Consider the following 17,329-nt stretch of genomic DNA (forward strand, 5'->3'; position numbering starts at 1 on the left):
ATGGCTTCGGAAACACAAAAAACCATTATGGATTGGGCGGAACAAACCTTTGGTCCGGTGAGTGATCAGACTACACTGGTGAAACGCGCCCAAATTGAAATGGAAGAACTGCTGGAAGCCACTGCAGCCGCAGATACCGATGAAATGGGCAAAGAAGCAGCTGACGTTCTTATTCTTTTAATGCGCCTCTCGGAAATTAATAATATTGATCTGGGAGCCGCAGTAGACGCCAAAATGCAGGAAAACCGGTCACGCAGATGGCAACCGGCAGGGGACGGCACTGGTACACACCTTAAAACCGCATAACTAAGCAGGCATGCGGTTCACTAAAAACTTTTCGTCAACGCACCACGGGTTTTCCGGCAACAGTTTCGCCATACGCTTCAGCCACGGCCCCACCATTGGATGCATTAATGGCGGCAGGTCCTTCACAATACCAGCCTGATACATAAAGGCCATCTGTGGGTAAACTGCAAAATCTGCCAGCGAAGGCTGATCAAGCTCACCCAGAAAAGGCCCTTCCCCCAGATGGTTCACCAATTCACCAAATATCCGCATCTGCATAGCCTCAAGGGGCTCATCTCCATCAAGATGAGCAACAAGGGCTTTAATGAATGGTGCTTGCCGCAGTAATTGCGGCCAGGCTTTTTGAATTTCTTCCGGCAGACTTGCACCAGCGGAAACTATCTCGGCTAGCCGCCATGCTCGCTTGTTAAAAGCCTCGGTTACTTTCCCTTCAACAGCGCTTCTGAATACCATGCCCGGGATAAACTGCTCGCTCGCCCATTTATCTATCTTTAATATAGTTTCACGCTCTGTCGCATTCGCACCAAGAAGCGATTTTTCTGGAAACAGCTCTTCCAGCCATATCCCCAATTTTGACGAGTCAGTTCGCCATTCGCTCCCAACCTTCAAAACAGGAACTTGCGTTCCCTCTGTGAACCCAATGGTTTTATATGGCTCGACGGGGCTTACATGCACGAACTTAAAATCCAGGTCTTTATAATAAAGATACGCGGAAACCTTGCGTACATAAGGGCTGGTTACATAGCCATATAAGGTGATATCTGTCATCGTGTGCTCCATTGTTCCATATAAACAATAGAGCGGGAAGCGCCTGCGGCGAGGCACAAACCAACACCGACAGGACACAATAAATTTATTGCTGAAATAACTTCAACGCAGATAGCTATAGTGTGAGCTCAAGGTGCGCGCGACCATCAGATGTATGGGCAAAGCTTTTGCCGTTTGCACCAATTTCTGCGTTAATCCGCTTTCTGAAAGCAGAGAAACTATCAAACGCCACCACATCTACGGGCTCGACCAAATCTAACTTAACTTTGTAACGCCCCTGGCTCCATTCATTAAAAGCCAACACTTCAGCTTTAAAACACTGCCCAAGATAATAGCCGGAGACCAAGCCCCCCTCTTCTATACGCAGCGTATTGTTTGCCAAAGCCTTTGCACGAAGCGTATTCCAATCACGAAACCCATGTTTATGGGCCACAGCCTCAAGCGATTCAGAATGCGAAAGTGACGTACCAGCCGCCGAAGTTGCTGAACGCAGTTCTTTTGCACGAGCTTTAAGTTCAGCTATCGTTGGAAAAACATTCAAACCATTCATTTGTTTTCTCACATATTAAGCGGAACGTGAATGGGGCTCGCATTACCAAACAACCGCATATGTAAAACAAGCTGGTTGAGAAATTCAATATTTCACCAAAGCAAAATGCACACGAGCGGCAGGTATATTGAAACCTTTCAGCCTAGATAGGGGTTCAATGTCAAAAGGTCAAGATACAATACCAAAGTCTATCGGGAGGAGGTTATTGAGAAACTTCATAACCATAATGAACCATTTCCTCGCTGCACAGCTCTTCAATCAACATAATATCCTCTCTCGAAAGTTCATTCTTCCAAGCATCTGTGCCAGCTTTACGGTAAAACCCTTTTGGTTCACTGCTCATTTTCCAAGGTGCTTCGACTTTGCCGTCCTTCACTTTATCAAGAGCGCAAGCATCTATAGCCTCCTGGAGAGCGGCGTCAGGAATATCCTTACCAAGCCACCGATATAATTCCCTCAACCCAGCAACAGGGGACTGAAGCAGGTCTTCATATTTTAATGTATATACCCGTGGGTCATTTTCTATTTCCCGGCCTTTAGCTATATGGTTTTTCCAGGTCCAAATATTCTTACGTGCGACAGGTGCAGCCCATTTACCGGCCCAGCTATTTGAAGCCGCAATCAAAGAGGCAACAACTGCGCGAGGATCTCTCACGATATGTACCATGCGTGCGGCAGGATAAAGTTGCCAGATAAAATCTGTATGCTGAATATGGCTTGGTGTTTTCTCTAGAAGAAACGGTGCATTAGGTACAGTTTTAGCTATTCCTGCGAGCACATGATCAGTGAAAGCTTTAGCATGGGTCAGCATTGTCGCTTCATCCATAAAAGCGCCAATTCCTACTCCATCTCTTGCAGGTTTATCACTGCTGTAAAAGCTCCAGCTATTTTGCAAACTTTTCAGATAGCCTGAAAACAGATGCGTTTCCTGCGACGATGCAAACAAGCCTGAATGAAACAACAGAAGCTGCACCCATGTGGTGCCACTTCGAGGAGCACCTCCTAAAAATAGCAGCGAGCTATCTTTTATCATATTTCCCCCAGCGATCATGTCTCTAGAAGCCATGTAAGATCTTATAGCCATTAGGACAAACTCTAACCAATAGAGATTTAACATCTCAACGCATTGGAAGTAATAAAAAAAGGGCCACCAAAACCGGCAGCCCTTCTTTATTCATATTCTATGATGCTTATTCAGCGTCGTCATAGAAGTTTTTACCTTCTTTTACAGGCTTCCAAATCTTCTTCATAGATAGATAAAGAATGATGGAAAGAATGCCCAGGAAGATAAGAACATTCATGCCCATGCGGTGACGATCTTCAAGCTTTGGCTCAGCAACATATGTAAGGAACATAGTTACATCGCGTGCCATCTGCTCTGGTGTTGCTGCTGTACCGTCTTCATACTCAACAATACCTTCAGCAAGTGGCGGAGCCATAGAAATCTGGCCACCCTTGAAGTATGGGTTGTAGTTCTTGCCAGCTGATAGCTCAAAGCCTGCAGGAGCATCTTCATAACCAGTCAGGATGCTGAACAGATAGTTCGAACCATCATGGCGTGCTTTAGCAAGTAGAGATAGATCAGGTGGTAGTGCGCCACCATTTGATGCACGTGCTGCATTTTCGTTAGCAAACGGTGCTGGGAACGCATCCTGAGGAAGCGCATTACGTACTGTTTCATCACCAGCATCATCAGGTTCACCAGCTACTTCATATTCAGCAGCAAACGCTTTGATCATATCTTCGCTGTAGCCTAGCTCAGCAAGGTTACGGAAGCGGAAGTACTTCAGGCTGTGACACGCTGAACAAACCTGCTTGTATACCTGCCAGCCACGCTGAGCAGAAGCACGGTCATACTTACCGAAAGCGCCGTCGAATGACCACTTCTGTTGAATTGGGTGCTTTGCAGCGCCAGCAGCCATCACAGCGCCGGTTAGCGCTGCAGTAGCAGTAAGAGCAAGTGCAATGTTTTTGAAGAATTTCATTGTCATAGTCCCCTTACTCAGCTGCTTGTGCTTTAGGAGCACATGCTTTTGCAATGCTTTCTGGTAGCGGAAGTGTTTTTTCCATCTTACCGAGAAGCGGCATAATCACCAGGAAGTGAGCGAAGTAATAAGCTGTACCGATAAGACCAAGTAGAGGCCAGATACCTTCAGGTTTCTTACCACCAACAATTGTCAGAAGAACCATGTCAGCAACCAGGAACCAGAAGAAGTAACGGTATGTTGGGCGGAAGCGTGTTGAGCGAACTTTAGAAGTGTCCAACCATGGTAGGAAGAACAGGATAATGATCGCTGCAAACATCGCGATAACACCAAGAAGCTTCGCTGGGATGATCACAATATCAGTGAAAGGAATACCGATATCAAATGTGATCGAACGAAGGATCGCATAGAATGGCAGGAAGTACCACTCAGGAACGATTGAATCAGGAGTTACAAGCGGATCAGCCGGAATGTAGTTATCTGGGTGGCCCATTGCGTTTGGATCATAGAAGATAAACGCAGCGAACACGAAGAAGAATACACCAACACCGAACGCATCTTTAATTGTGTAGAACGGGTGGAATGGAATTTGGTCAGCGCTTGACTGAACTTCCACACCCAGTGGGTTACCACTGTCGGAAACTTTCTTCGCCCAAATGTGCAGAATAACAACGCCTGTGATCACAAATGGTAGCAGATAGTGAAGGCTGAAGAAACGCTTCAGTGTTGGGTTATCTACAGAGAAACCACCCCAAAGAAGTGTTACAATATCTTCACCAACAACAGGAACTGCTGAGAATAGGTTTGTAATTACTGTTGCACCCCAGAAAGACATCTGGCCCCATGGTAGTACATAACCCATGAACGCCGTTGCCATCATCAATAGGAAGATAACAAGACCAAGCATCCATAGTACTTCACGCGGTGCTTTATAAGAACCATAGTAAAGGCCACGAAGGATGTGGATATAAACAGCAATAAAGAAGAATGAAGCACCATTTGCGTGCATATAGCGGATAAGCCAGCCATAGTTCACGTCGCGCATAATACGCTCAACGCTATCAAAAGCGAGAGATGTATCAGGCGTATAGTGCATTGCTAGTACGATACCAGAGATAAGCTGAACAACCAGCATCAAACCAGCAAGGGAACCAAAGTTCCAGAAATAGTTCAGGTTACGCGGTGTTGGAGTATCTGGTCCAACAACATTGCTAACAAGAGCAAGTACAGGAAGACGTTCCTCTACCCACGCCAAAGCCTTATTTTCAGGCTTAATTGTTTGCCATTTTGCCATGATATCTTCCCTATCCGATTTTAATAGTTGTGTCGCTTAGGAAGGCATACTCTGGAACCGCTAGGTTTAGCGGAGCCGGACCCTTACGAATACGACCGGATGTATCATAGTGCGAACCGTGACATGGGCAGAACCAACCACCGAATTCACCTTTTTCGTCGCCTGACTTAGAACCAAGAGGCACACAACCAAGGTGCGTACAAATACCTGTAACAACCAGCCATTTTTCGTGACCAGATTTAATACGGTCAGCATCTGATTGCTGATCAGGAAGTGCAGCAACGTCAACTGCGTTTGCTTCTTCGATTTCAGCTTGCGTACGGTGGCGAATAAAAATTGGCTTACCGCGCCACTTAACAATTACAGCTTCACCTTCGCCAATTGCACTGAGGTCAACCTCAACAGATGCAAGAGCGAGCGTATCGGCCGCTGGGTTCATTTGGTCAATAAATGGCCAAGCTGCCATTACTGCGCCTACACCAGCTCCGCCGGCTGCGGCAATGTGAAGAAAGTCACGACGTGTAGCTTCTTCACCTTCGATAGTATTAGTGATGTTGCTCATCTATTTTTCCCTGACAGGAATTTGATGCTCAAGGCGATCAATCATTACAATTTGTCACCTTATTCTACCCCTGCTTGGCTTAAAATCTCTGCGGCACAGGGTCGCAGATCTTTCGTACCAATAGCACGAACGCCAAGCAATTAAGCTTAGCGAGTTGAGATTGGTTTAGTCGCCTACGTCAAAAGAGGCAACCCTTTATGCGTCTGAAAAGTAAAAAAAAAGGTAAAAAAATGTTCTCACCACTTGAAACCGTTGAACCTTTTCCCAAAGCCCACTAAGTTCCGCGCCATGGATATAGCACTTTACCAACCAGACCAACCGCCAAACACAGGTACGCTCTTAAGACTAGGAGCCTGCATGAAAACGGCTGTACATGTAATAGAACCCTGCGGTTTTCCGTTTTCTAAACGCGCGCTAAGGCGTTATGCAATGGATTATGCGGACCTTGTAGACCTGCATCACCACCTTGATTGGGATGCCTTTCTTCAATGGACAAAAGACAATAATCGCAGGTTAGTACTGCTCACGACAAAAAGCGATCAGACTTACTGTGATTTTGAATTTACCCCAGAGGATATCCTTCTGGTAGGCAGTGAATCGACAGGCGCACCAGAATCAGTGCATGATGCGGCAGATGCCCGCATCACTGTTCCAATGAACAAAGAAGTACGCTCTTTAAATGTAGCTGTTTCAATGGCAATGGTACTTGGTGAAGCGCTAAGGCAAACAAATAGCTGGCCTGAATAGAAAAGGACACACAAGTGGATATTGAAGAAAAAAAACAAAAAGCCGCTGATTGGTTTCAAAACCTACGTGATCAGATTTGCGCCAGCTTTGAACAGATCGAAGACGATAATGAAGGCCCAATGGCTGGCCGCGAAGCTGGCCGTTTTGAACGCAAAACCTGGGACCGTACCAATCAATCAGATGGCGCAGAGGGCGGCGGCGGCACCATGTCGATCATGCGTAGCGGCCGTGTTTTTGAAAAAGTCGGTGTAAACATTTCAAGCGTGCACGGCACCTTTACAGAAGAATTCGCGAAAAACATTCCGGGTGCGGAAGAAGATCCGAGCTTTTTCGCCACTGGCATTTCGCTCGTTGCACATATGAACAGCCCAAAGGTACCTGCCGTTCATATGAACACGCGTTTCATCTGCACCACTAAAAGCTGGTTCGGCGGCGGCGCTGATCTTAACGCCCCTCTCCCAGATTCGTATGACACCGCATCTTTCCATTCTGCCTTCAAGGAATGCTGCGACAAGCATGATCCGGATTATTACCCGCGCTATAAAGAATGGTGTGACCGCTATTTCTATATCCCGCACCGTAACAGGGCACGCGGTGAAGGCGGTATTTTCTATGATCAACTGAATACAGGTGACTGGGAAAAGGACTTTGCCTTCACCCAAGATGTAGGCCGCACATTTAATGACATCTATCCGGAGCTTGTGCGCCGCCATATGAACGAAAGCTGGACACCGGAAGAACGTGAAAAGCAGCTTGAGTATCGTGGCTATTATGCAGAGTTCAATCTAGTGTATGATCGCGGCACTACCTTCGGCCTTAAAACAGGCGGCAATGTAGAAGCTATTCTTATGTCACTACCACCAGAAGCAAAATGGCCGTAAACACGAGTGCTTGGTGATTTAGCAATATATGGCGGGTTGTTTGTAAGCGCATTTATTGCGGCTACCCTTCTACCCGCCTTTTCTGAACTTAGCTTTGCCGCCAGCTTATCTGAAAATGCAGGCATTCCTTTGTTTCTTTTTATCGCTGTTACTAGCGGTAACGTTCTAGGCGCTTGCTTAAACTGGTGGATCGGAAGCAAGATTGTTCACTTCCAGTCCCGTAGTTGGTTTCCTTTCTCCCCTAATCAAATCGCAAAGGCGGAGCATCATTTTGCGCGATACGGTAAATGGTCTCTGCTGTTTGCATGGCTTCCTGTGGTGGGCGATCCTTTAACCCTTGTAGCAGGTATATTGCGCACAAATCTGTTATTCTTCCTAACACTTATATCAATTGGGAAAGCTACCAGATATGCAGTAATATGGTTTGGTATCAGCCAAATTTAGCTGCCACAAAATTGTCAGGAAGCACTTTTAATATCTGCCTCAACAGGAGGATCAATATGTTCAGATCAGTTTTATCATTCACGCTTTTAGGCCTACTATTATTAGCAACTGCTCCAGCGTTTGCGGACAAATATGATAAGAAACGCCAAAAAGTTCTGGATATGAGACAGGAAGTGCTCGTTGAACTTTTTGAAGCCCGTCCGCAGGCACAAGCTGAAATTGACGAAGCATACGGCTATGCCGTTTTCTCAAACGTTGGTGTACAGGTATTTCTGATCGGCGGCGGTGGTGGTCGCGGTGTTGTACATGATAACCGCTCAAACACAGACACATACATGAAAATGGCAACCGCCAGTGTAGGCCTTGGCCTCGGCATCAAAGATTTCAGAGCCGTGTTTGTATTCCATGATGAAGAAGCGCTAGATAGCTTCGTTCAAAAAGGATGGGATTTCTCTGGCGAAGCAGATGCCGCAGCACGCTCCAATGAAAAGGGCGGTGAAATCGGTGAAGCTGCGTCCTTCCGCAAGAAGGTAAGTGTTTACCAGTTCACTAAGGCAGGCCTTGCACTTCAGGCATCTCTTCACGGCACAAAATACTGGAAAGATAAAAAGCTTAATCGTTCGCGGTAGCAAGCAAATCTTCTTTTGAGAGCTTGAACCCACTATCGATCCATATCTGTTCAAGCTCTTTCATTCGCCTTCCAAGGTCTGGCCCAGCCTGAAAACCTCGATCCAGCAAATCCTTCCCGTGCAAAGGAAATACGGGCTGAACCCAATTCCGGCATATCTCCAGTTCTCTTGCATAATCTTTACTACCTGAACAGATGATATGCTGTTCCATAACCCATGGCCCAAGTTCATATAGTAACTGCTCGAACGAAGCTTCACTTTCTCCAGCGATTTCAAGCCCAATCAATTGTTTCCGTTGTTCATTGGAAAGCTTGAATTCCTTTGCAAGCTTCTGAGCAGAAAATACAGATGAACCAATCGCGTAGAAACGTGCCAACGCATCAGCAGCTAAGCCCGAGCTTGCTTCACACATTGATAGCAACTCAACGCTACTGCCACGAAAAGATTCACCATAAATTTGCTGCAAAACCCCGGCTTTCCACATTGAAAACACAGGCTGCATAAAGTTTGGCAGTGCCATCATTTTCATAAGTTCATCACGGATACGCTCAATAGAAAGAGCATCCAGCAGATAACGGAGTGAGGTACATGCTTTCATGCCCGCTTTATCGGGCTCACCCTGCCCGTACCGCGCAGTAAAACGGAAGAAACGCATAATCCTGAGCGCATCCTCTTTGATCCGCTCTTCAGCGTCGCCAATAAAGCGTACCCGGCCTATCTTTAAATCTTCTATCCCGCCAAAAGGGTCAAACAGTTCACCGTCTGGCGCACAATATAGAGAGTTAATGGTGAAGTCTCTGCGTTTGGCATCCTCAAGCCAGCTTTCCGTGAAGGCTACTTCTGCGTGCCTACCGTCCGTTTCCACATCCACCCGTAACGTGGTGATTTCAATATGTGTTCCTGAAGAAACAGCCGTGACAGTACCGTGCTTAAGCCCTGTTGGAATAACCTTGATGCCTGCTTCCTCAAGCAGAGCCATCGTGATTTCAGGCTTATGGGTTGTGGCTGCATCAATATCAGATACATGGCGCCCGGCGAGCGTATCCCGAACAGCGCCGCCCACAAATTTAATTGCCTCTGTTCCCAGCGCTTCAACGACACGCTCAACACCCTGCGAACAAAGCCAGTCAGCCTTCAGATGTATCGCCTGTGTCATCTTTTTTCTTTTTCGTACGTTCGAGATGCTTGATCGCCTCGGGGTGATCAGCAGGCAGAAAGCCACCTGGCACTAATTTACCATTTTCCATATAGGCAGGTACATAAACCTTATCAACATCACCGCTATCATCAGTAAAGCGAAGGCCAATACCCGCTACAACCAAACCAATAATAACCGAGATCAACCCGATACGGAGTTGCTTTGCATCCTTATCTGAAAGGCCTTCTTCGCTATTCTTTTTGATGCGCCAACGCACCCACAAGAGAACCAGTACAACAGGGAGCAAAAGAAGTAGAATTCGAATAAAAATTGCCATTGTTACCCCCGTTTTGTTGTTTCAAGCACATCGCACAAATTCACCAGCATGGCAGCTGTAGCGCCCCATATCTTATACCCATTATAAGGCAAATGATAATAGTGCCTTTCGATACCTTGCCAAACTGCTGATTCTCGTTTGTGATTATCCCTATCAAGAATGAAAGAAAGCGGCACCTCGAAAACATCGGTTACCTCGCCTTCTTCCAGGACAAGATCAAAACCGGGCTTCACCAAGCCAACTACAGGGGTTATCTCAAACCCTGTGCCCGTTCTATAAGTATCAAGGAAGCCGGAAACATTCACATAGGAACGATTAAGGCCCACCTCTTCTTCTGTTTCCCTAAGCGCTGCCGCCACTTCATCAGCATCCGTATCATCCACACGGCCACCGGGGAAACTTACTTGCCCCGCATGCTTGGTAAGTGTTTCAGATCTTTTGGTGAGAAGAATGGTTGGCCCATTGGTATGATCAATAATAGGCACAAGTACCGCCGCTGGCCTCGGCACAACATTAACCAGTTCTTTAAGCTTGATATGGCTGTTAAGGTCATAATCACTGCGATTACCGCGCGCGGCAGGGTTATCCGCCTTAAGCGCTTCCGCTAACCAGTTTTGCATCTACTCAGCACTCCACTGACCAAGACTGAATTCACACCCTGCTGACGATACCATAAGTTCAGTTTTTGCACCGTTTTTTACTTCGTTTGCCATTTCAACCAATTCATAAAAAACAGATCTCGCGACAAGTGCATCCAAATTACCTCGAACCCGAACATAAGGCCTTGGCTCCTCTGTGGTTTCATCGATATGAACAGAAATAGGATGTTCTGCATCCACCGCGACCTTATCCCCCACATTCGTAGTGAAAACGAGCGTATCATCTTCCACATCAACACGTATGACCGTAAAATGCGCGTCATCAACCGTAATACCAATCTTCTCAACCGGCGTAACCAAATAGGTTTTTCCGTCACTATCCTTACGAAGCACTGAAGAAAACAGTTTCACCATACGGCTACGGGTAATAGGCGTACCCATATAAAACCAAGTTCCATCACTGGCGATACGCATATCAATATCACCACAAAAATCCGGGTTCCATTTATCAACTGGCGGGTATTTTTGCCCTTCAACCTGCTTTAACAGCCCTTCAAGGGAAAAAGACGCATGTTGTTTGTTTTTGGCCATATAATGAACGCTCCTTTACCTCACTATATGGCGCGAAATTTCAGGATGGAAATATTTCTTACGCAGCGGGTGCCAGTTCACCAAAACGTGGTTCACTGGAACTGGCTTCAAGTGGCGCAAATCCCGGCAGAACTTTACCAACAGCGGGCAGCGCCCTAACAGTCGCTGGCTTTGCAATCAAAAGCCGCCGTTCTTTCCCTGTCGGAAGAGTGATAAAACTCGGAAGCACGCTTTCAAACCCAAAACGCTGGTAATAAGCAGCGTCGCCAACAAGCAAAACCCGCTTATGACCAGCGGCTTTCACGCCAGCCATCGCGGTTCTCATAATCTTGGAACCAAGACCACTACCCTGATATTCCGGGTGGATAGCAAGAGGCCCAAGGAATACAGCATTCGCATTTTTGCCAAGAAGCATGTCGTGGATATGAGCCGCGCAAAATCGAACAGTTCCCACAACCTTGTCACCATCTCGGGCAACAAGAGACAAATTCAAAAGAATTGGATTATCTACTCTAAGAGCATGTGAAGATTTGGAGAATCTCTCATCTCCAAAAACCGTATCCAGCAGAATATCAATCTGGTTGCTGTCAAACGGCTGTTCCTGATCAATGGTGATCATCAGCAATTTCCCATATCGCGGCGCACGCGCCAAACACAACAAACGTTATAAGATTCAGTATCTTATCGTCGTCGGAGCCGGTTAATCCGGTTGATATGGGTGCTCTTTACCATAAGGAGTATTACGCTTTTATGTTCAAACTGGCCGGACCATAAAACTGTAATAGAAAAAATACCAGCAAGTTTTTCTGATTTTTAAGATTACCACACCAATTGCAGGCGCGTTGTAATCGTATGAGCATCAACACTGGCTGCATCGACGGTTTGAAACTCCTGAAATGCTATATTCAATAAGAAACGTATATGGCGGTTTAGGTAAAGATTGGCGCCAAAGAGATAAGCTTCCTGATTGCCAAAACGAAACGCATCATCATTTAGGCTGAGGAAATCCGCTCTAGCAACCAGTTGCACCGCCAAATCACTATGGTTCAGGTCCTGATAACTTGTCCACTTACCGGCCTTGATATCAACGCTGCGTGCATGGTCTGTCAGGAAATACCCAATTTCTGCGTAACCGCCACCAAACTTAGCGGCAGGCTGTTGGTTATCTAGCGTTGATCGCTGCACACCATATTCAGCAGCCAGATGAAAGCGTTCAAACTGAACCGCGCCTTCAAAACCTAGATACTCTTCATCCGTTACCAATAAACCTGCGCTGATTATGGGCGAAACAGCATTTGCATTTAATTGTCCTCGATAACTACGGTTTACCGCATCATCATAGGATTTATCCCAGAACGCTGCGCCAACCAGCCAACTGGTATTTCCTCTATTTTGTCCGAAGGTTGAACGCGCTGCGTATGACCAAACTTCAGGAGAGAAATCAATATCTCTTTCTTCACCGTAAATACCGGATGTAAACGTAAAACCGCTTTGGTGATACGCGGCAGATACACCGATCGCACGCCCCAGGTTAAACGCATCGGTAAATGCTGCTCGTTCAGCAAAGCTGATATCCATGATGGATGTTTGTTCTTCGAGCGAAACAGGTACACGGTGTCGTCCTACCGTTAATGAAAAAGCGTCTGATAGTTGATACTTTAGAAAAGCATCTTCAAACGTTATGCCATCACCCGCAAATTCGGTGCTGAGTTTAAATTCAAAGCCTGAAGTCAACCTCCCATTCAAGGTTGCCCGAACTGATCGGAAATCAAAATCCTCTTCAGATCTACCTAAATCGGAAGTGTTGAAGTGAGTGAAATCGGTAATAGAACGAAGCTGTAAGTTATAGGTAGGTTCATCTGTGTCATTTGCCGCAACAGGCAAAGCAACTGTCCCTATAACTACAAAAGAACACAATAATTTCTGGATACTCGTAAACTGCATATTCGCCACAATATTACACTTTTATGACAATATCAAATTCACCGGCATCATAGAGAGTATAGATGGTTTATTACGAAAAAACGCCAAACCCATATGGTTCAGCGTTTTTTTCTATTTATCTTATTTTGTAATCTGGCCTAGATCGTCATCAATGGCTTCAGCCGCCATCACTACGGTTTCAATGGACCGCATGAAGAAATCTATAGGAACCGTTTCAAAATCGTCTGACGGACGGTGGTAATGCGGGTGATCTTCAACGCCGAAATAGAGAAACGGGATACCTTCCCTGTGGAATGGACCATGGTCTGATTGAAGCGTCCAATCATTGGAACCCAATTTAGGATCATCATGCCCCATCAACAGCTTTACTGGTGCATTCGCAGCAACTTTTTCAATCACAGGCTTCAACGCAGCGGTGTGATAAGCGCCTGCAGCATAAAGCTCGTTTTTATCGCTGCGGCTGAGCATATCAAAGTTGATATTAAAAGCCACGTCACCGGCGGCTTCCGGAATTTCCTTCACAAAAGCCCGTGCGCCCTGAAGGCCAACTTCCTCTGCATCAAAAAGAGCAAAAATCACGTCATGCTTTGGTGCGTGCTTCTGGAAATGCTCCGCTGCCGCCAACAGGCCTGCAACACCAGAGGCATTATCATCTGCGCCATTAAATATTTCACCACCGCGAACACCCACATGATCATAATGGGCAGAAATCACAATAGACTTACCCCCACTATCGCTTCCCTTAATTCGAAACAGCAGGTTGACAGCACTCAGGGAAAGTTCATCACCATTTCGGCGCTTTACCGTGAAATCAAAAGGATATTCATAAGTACCGCCCAGTGGCTCCAGCTTCATGGCTTTGAGTTTGTCCACCAGATAGGCACGTGCCTTCGCGTTTCCTTCGGTGCCCGTCCCCCGGCCCTGCATATCATCCGCAGATAGCGTTTTAATCACTTCAACAGCGTTTTCTTTACTGAACTCCGCCTTTTCACCGGCTTGAGCCGATAAGCTTAAGGCCGCCGCAAAAGTTAGTACTGAAGTTGTTTTCATAAATCTGGATTTCAACGTTCATCCCCCGATGTCATTTTGTTTGCCTGTATCCTACAGATTAGCCCTGCAAACACAATAAACCTTCGTCGTATTTCACAGAAAAACAAAAACCCCCGAGCATCACTGCCCGAGGGTTCTGTTTGCATAAATGCAGTCGCTATATGGAAGCGTGGCTTAGAAGCCCATGCCGCCCATACCGCCCATGCCGCCCATGTCAGGCATTGCAGGTGCGCCAGCCGCTTTATCTTCTGGAAGATCAGCAACCATAGCTTCAGTAGTGATCATCAGACCAGCAACAGATGCCGCGTCCTGCAGAGCAGTACGAACAACTTTAGTTGGGTCGATAATACCTTTAGCAACAAGGTCTGTGTACTCTTCGTTCTGAGCGTCGAAACCGTAGTTTACATCGTCTTGCTCAAGAAGCTTGCCGGAAACAACTGCACCGTCAACACCAGCGTTTTCAGCAATCTGACGAACAGGAGCCTGAAGCGCACGGCGGATAATGTCGATACCTTTGTTCTGGTCATCGTTCGCGCCTTCAACACCCTCAAGTGTTTTCACAGAGTAAAGAAGACCAGTACCACCACCAGCGATAACACCTTCTTCAACAGCAGCACGTGTAGCGTGAAGCGCATCATCAACACGGTCTTTACGCTCTTTCACTTCAACTTCAGTAGCACCGCCAACTTTAATTACAGCTACACCGCCAGAAAGCTTAGCAAGACGCTCTTGAAGCTTTTCTTTGTCGTAATCAGAAGTAGTTACTTCGATTTGCGCTTTGATTTGCTCGCAACGTGCTTTGATATCGTCATCAGCGCCAACGCCGTCTACGATAGTTGTGTCTTCTTTCGTGATGTTCACACGCTTAGCAGTACCAAGCATATCAAGTGTCACGTTCTCAAGCTTAATGCCAAGATCTTCAGAAACAACCTGACCGCCAGTTAGGATAGCGATATCTTCAAGCATTGCTTTACGGCGATCACCGAAACCAGGTGCTTTAACAGCAGCGATCTTCAGACCACCGCGAAGCTTGTTCACAACAAGTGTTGCAAGCGCTTCACCTTCGATATCTTCAGCGATGATAAGAAGTGGCTTACCAGACTGAACTACAGCTTCTAGAAGTGGCAGCATTGGCTGAAGATTGGAGAGCTTTTTCTCGTGAAGAAGAATAAGCGGAGTTTCCATATCTACAGTCATCTTCTCAGCGTTTGTGATGAAGTACGGAGATAGGTAACCGCGGTCAAACTGCATACCTTCAACAACGTCAAGCTCGCTCTCAAGGCCTTTAGCTTCTTCAACTGTGATAACGCCTTCTTTGCCAACTTTTTCCATAGCAGCAGCGATATCAACGCCAACCTGAGCTTCACCGTTTGCAGAGATAGTACCAACCTGCTCGATTTCTTCAGTTGTTGTGATTGTCTTTGTACGTGCTTTAAGGCCTTCAACAACTTTAGCAGTCGCAAGGTCAATACCACGCTTAAGATCCATTGGGTTCATGCCAGCCGCAACAGATTTCATGCCTTCGCGTACGATAGCCTGAGCAAGAACAGTTGCAGTTGTTGTACCGTCACCCGCCACATCGTTTGTGCGAGAAGCAACTTCTTTAACCATCTGTGCGCCCATGTTTTCAAACTTGTCAGCAAGTTCGATTTCTTTCGCTACAGATACGCCATCCTTCGTGATGCGTGGTGCACCGAAAGATTTATCAAGAACAACGTTACGACCTTTAGGGCCAAGTGTAACTTTTACAGCGTTTGCAAGTGTATCAACACCTGCAAGGATTTTGGCGCGCGCTTCACCACCGAGTTTTACGTCTTTAGCAGCCATGGAGGCCTCCTAAATATAAAGTAAATTCAAATAAGGACTATAATGGGGGACCGAGTGATTACTCGATGATGCCCATAATGTCAGATTCTTTCATGATCAGCAGATCTTGGCCGTCAACTTTAACTTCTGTGCCAGACCATTTGCCGAAAAGGATTTTGTCGCCAGCTTTAACGTCTAGTGGTGTTACCTTGCCGTCTTCAGCTTTTGTACCAGCGCCAGCTGCAATAACTTCACCTTCAGAAGGCTTTTCTTGTGCTGTATCAGGCAGAATAATGCCGCCAGCAGTTTTAGCTTCGCTTTCAAGACGCTTGACCAATACACGGTCATGGAGCGGACGAAGAGCCATGGTTTGTCTCCTAATTGATAAACCTTTAAATTCTGTTGTTAGCACTCACTTAATTGGAGTGCTAACGTGCAGAACTATTTAAGTTTCTGGAGGCTGGCTTTCAAGGATTGAATCTTACTTTTTTCTCGTTGCCCTTGAATAAAGAGGCTCGAAGTAACTAAGCAACTAATAAACCCTTATTTTACTTCAATATTTTCAACATCAAGCTTGGTGCCATCTTCAGCGTATATAAAAATATTAAAACGCCCTTTTGGCAGGTACAGCGGCAGATTTTCACCTTCAAACATAAAAACACTGTCATAAGGTACTGACGATTCTGCCTGTTCTAGCTTAAAGGCCTGTACAAGCATCAAATCAGATTGTTGCCTTGCTGCTTGGGAAAGATACGTTTCCTGCCCTAACGCTTGCCGGTACTGCCCAGTATGTATTAGATCAGCCTCAACAGCAGGTAACCGAAGTTGAGCATCAACATCATATCTATCATGTTCAACCTTCCAAGAGCTTCCCTGTTTAAATCCTAAAATATCGGCTGATGGTGAACTTGAAGCATAGTTACAGCCTGTTAAATCCACTGAATAGACAGGCACTCCATGGGTAGTTTCAAGGCGAGCAGCCATCCAAGCTTCTGCAAAAAAATCTTTAGCATCCCATTTCTTGGAAATATGCTGCCAACCAGCCCAGAGGATTATTTTTTCTTCGTTAGGAATAGTTTCGATATATGCAGCGACATTTTGCGCCTGTTCTGTTTCTCTAAAATCAGTTTTAACCTTCCAGTCATCCGTTTCTGGAGCTTTACTATTAGATTCATAGGCAAACAGCTTAAAACCAAGCCTTTGCGCTTTTCTGATCGAACCAGCCATAAGAGGCTCTGAAATATAACCTTGCGCTTTTTTGTTTTTATCTAAAGGTAGGTTGAAATCGAAATCCCAAGATAGCGCTTCATAGCCTATATGACGGTAGCCAGCTTCCCAAAATTCGTCCAAGTTTTGATATAAAAACAATCTCTGCTCAAGCGACGTATGACTTTCATTAAAGGCCAACACCCGAGCACCACCCGCGTCTATCAGTATCTGGTTTAAAGGGTTTTCAACCTGCTCGAAATCGCTGGGTACAGTACAGTTTCCAATCCTTCTTCCAGCAGAACGAACCTTCATCTTCGTCGCTAAATCTATACGACCTGCATCCAAATAGGCCCACTGTGCCAAAGAGTTCAGAAAACCTGTTTCCTCTGGTGCCTCTGCCGCCTTCAGGAAAAGAGCACCGTGGTTTTTCACCGTATTGAAGCGGCTATATCTTTTCATTAACTCTGAAGGATCAATCGCCCCCGATAC

The 17,329-nt window shown here is 46.1% G+C and carries 21 protein-coding genes; 5 read left to right on the plus strand and 16 right to left on the minus strand.

All coding sequences use genetic code 11. From position 1 onward, the window contains the following. The gene (locus KFE96_RS13865) at positions 1-306 is read left to right on the plus strand and encodes a dATP/dGTP pyrophosphohydrolase domain-containing protein (RefSeq protein ID WP_255833149.1); all 306 of its coding nucleotides are present in this window, start codon (positions 1-3) and stop codon (positions 304-306) included. Here KFE96_RS13865 and KFE96_RS13870 read toward each other — a convergent pair whose 3' ends face one another. From KFE96_RS13870 to petA, 6 genes are all read right to left on the minus strand, one after another. Continuing rightward, positions 307-1,074 (minus strand): glutathione S-transferase family protein, encoded by a 768-nt coding sequence (locus KFE96_RS13870; protein ID WP_255833150.1) that lies wholly within the window; start codon positions 1,072-1,074, stop codon positions 307-309. Between the two features lie 115 nt (positions 1,075-1,189). Continuing rightward, entirely contained in the window at positions 1,190-1,624 is a 435-nt protein-coding gene (locus tag KFE96_RS13875; protein WP_255833151.1) for a glyoxalase superfamily protein, read from the minus strand. A gap of 202 nt (positions 1,625-1,826) precedes the next feature. Further along, positions 1,827-2,657, minus strand: a complete 831-nt coding sequence (locus KFE96_RS13880) for a sulfotransferase (RefSeq protein WP_255833152.1) — start codon at positions 2,655-2,657, stop codon at positions 1,827-1,829. A 157-nt stretch (positions 2,658-2,814) separates the two neighbouring features. Further along, positions 2,815-3,609: a cytochrome c1 gene (locus tag KFE96_RS13885; RefSeq protein ID WP_255833153.1), complete on the minus strand. Its 795-nt coding sequence runs from the start codon at positions 3,607-3,609 to the stop codon at positions 2,815-2,817. Between the two features lie 13 nt (positions 3,610-3,622). Beyond that, complete coding sequence (locus KFE96_RS13890) at positions 3,623-4,903, minus strand: cytochrome b N-terminal domain-containing protein (protein WP_255833154.1); 1,281 nt, start codon at positions 4,901-4,903, stop codon at positions 3,623-3,625. A gap of 10 nt (positions 4,904-4,913) precedes the next feature. After that, positions 4,914-5,465 carry a ubiquinol-cytochrome c reductase iron-sulfur subunit gene (petA, locus tag KFE96_RS13895; protein WP_247016116.1) on the minus strand — a complete coding sequence of 184 codons (552 nt, stop codon included), beginning with the start codon at positions 5,463-5,465 and terminating at the stop codon, positions 4,914-4,916. 288 nt (positions 5,466-5,753) lie between these two features. On the opposite strand from petA, the gene KFE96_RS13900 reads away from it, so the two are divergent. The 4 genes from KFE96_RS13900 to KFE96_RS13915 are packed head-to-tail and all read left to right on the plus strand — an operon-like array spanning position 5,754 to position 8,166. Next, positions 5,754-6,212 carry a tRNA (cytidine(34)-2'-O)-methyltransferase gene (locus tag KFE96_RS13900; protein WP_255833155.1) on the plus strand — a complete coding sequence of 153 codons (459 nt, stop codon included), beginning with the start codon at positions 5,754-5,756 and terminating at the stop codon, positions 6,210-6,212. A gap of 14 nt (positions 6,213-6,226) precedes the next feature. Next, positions 6,227-7,093, plus strand: coding sequence for an oxygen-dependent coproporphyrinogen oxidase (gene hemF, locus KFE96_RS13905; protein ID WP_255833156.1), 867 nt, complete (start codon positions 6,227-6,229; stop codon positions 7,091-7,093). Positions 7,094-7,099: 6 nt separating this feature from the next. Then, positions 7,100-7,537 (plus strand): YqaA family protein, encoded by a 438-nt coding sequence (locus KFE96_RS13910; RefSeq protein ID WP_255833157.1) that lies wholly within the window; start codon positions 7,100-7,102, stop codon positions 7,535-7,537. 56 nt (positions 7,538-7,593) lie between these two features. After that, positions 7,594-8,166, plus strand: coding sequence for a YSC84-related protein (locus KFE96_RS13915; protein ID WP_255833158.1), 573 nt, complete (start codon positions 7,594-7,596; stop codon positions 8,164-8,166). On the opposite strand, the gene KFE96_RS13920 is transcribed toward KFE96_RS13915, so the two are convergent. From KFE96_RS13920 to KFE96_RS13965, 10 genes are all read right to left on the minus strand, one after another. Continuing rightward, the gene (locus tag KFE96_RS13920; protein WP_255833159.1) at positions 8,150-9,322 is read right to left on the minus strand and encodes a CCA tRNA nucleotidyltransferase; all 1,173 of its coding nucleotides are present in this window, start codon (positions 9,320-9,322) and stop codon (positions 8,150-8,152) included. The genes KFE96_RS13915 and KFE96_RS13920 overlap by 17 nt on opposite strands. After that, the gene (locus KFE96_RS13925; protein WP_255833160.1) at positions 9,294-9,641 is read right to left on the minus strand and encodes a hypothetical protein; all 348 of its coding nucleotides are present in this window, start codon (positions 9,639-9,641) and stop codon (positions 9,294-9,296) included. Before KFE96_RS13925 ends, KFE96_RS13920 begins: the two co-directional genes overlap by 29 nt. Before the next feature lie 2 nt (positions 9,642-9,643). Continuing rightward, positions 9,644-10,261 carry a CoA pyrophosphatase gene (locus KFE96_RS13930; RefSeq protein WP_255833161.1) on the minus strand — a complete coding sequence of 206 codons (618 nt, stop codon included), beginning with the start codon at positions 10,259-10,261 and terminating at the stop codon, positions 9,644-9,646. Beyond that, a complete protein-coding gene (locus KFE96_RS13935) occupies positions 10,262-10,831 on the minus strand; it encodes a DUF1285 domain-containing protein (RefSeq protein ID WP_255833162.1) in 570 nt (189 codons plus the stop codon). A 58-nt stretch (positions 10,832-10,889) separates the two neighbouring features. Then, positions 10,890-11,450 carry a GNAT family N-acetyltransferase gene (locus KFE96_RS13940; protein ID WP_255833163.1) on the minus strand — a complete coding sequence of 187 codons (561 nt, stop codon included), beginning with the start codon at positions 11,448-11,450 and terminating at the stop codon, positions 10,890-10,892. 200 nt (positions 11,451-11,650) lie between these two features. Then, positions 11,651-12,775 carry an OprO/OprP family phosphate-selective porin gene (locus tag KFE96_RS13945; RefSeq protein ID WP_255833164.1) on the minus strand — a complete coding sequence of 375 codons (1,125 nt, stop codon included), beginning with the start codon at positions 12,773-12,775 and terminating at the stop codon, positions 11,651-11,653. A 120-nt stretch (positions 12,776-12,895) separates the two neighbouring features. Next, entirely contained in the window at positions 12,896-13,840 is a 945-nt protein-coding gene (locus KFE96_RS13950) for a M20/M25/M40 family metallo-hydrolase (protein WP_255833165.1), read from the minus strand. A 159-nt stretch (positions 13,841-13,999) separates the two neighbouring features. Beyond that, positions 14,000-15,652, minus strand: a complete 1,653-nt coding sequence (groL, locus tag KFE96_RS13955) for a chaperonin GroEL (RefSeq protein WP_255833166.1) — start codon at positions 15,650-15,652, stop codon at positions 14,000-14,002. 58 nt (positions 15,653-15,710) lie between these two features. Then, positions 15,711-15,998 carry a co-chaperone GroES gene (groES, locus tag KFE96_RS13960; RefSeq protein ID WP_247016141.1) on the minus strand — a complete coding sequence of 96 codons (288 nt, stop codon included), beginning with the start codon at positions 15,996-15,998 and terminating at the stop codon, positions 15,711-15,713. A gap of 176 nt (positions 15,999-16,174) precedes the next feature. Continuing rightward, on the minus strand, positions 16,175-17,185 hold the full coding sequence (locus KFE96_RS13965; protein ID WP_255833168.1) for a hypothetical protein: 1,011 nt from the start codon (positions 17,183-17,185) through the stop codon (positions 16,175-16,177). Positions 17,186-17,329: the final 144 nt, after the last annotated feature.

The sequence above is a fragment of the Kordiimonas sp. SCSIO 12603 genome (genome assembly GCF_024398035.1).
In the GTDB taxonomy this organism is placed as follows: Bacteria; Pseudomonadota; Alphaproteobacteria; order Sphingomonadales; family Kordiimonadaceae; genus Kordiimonas.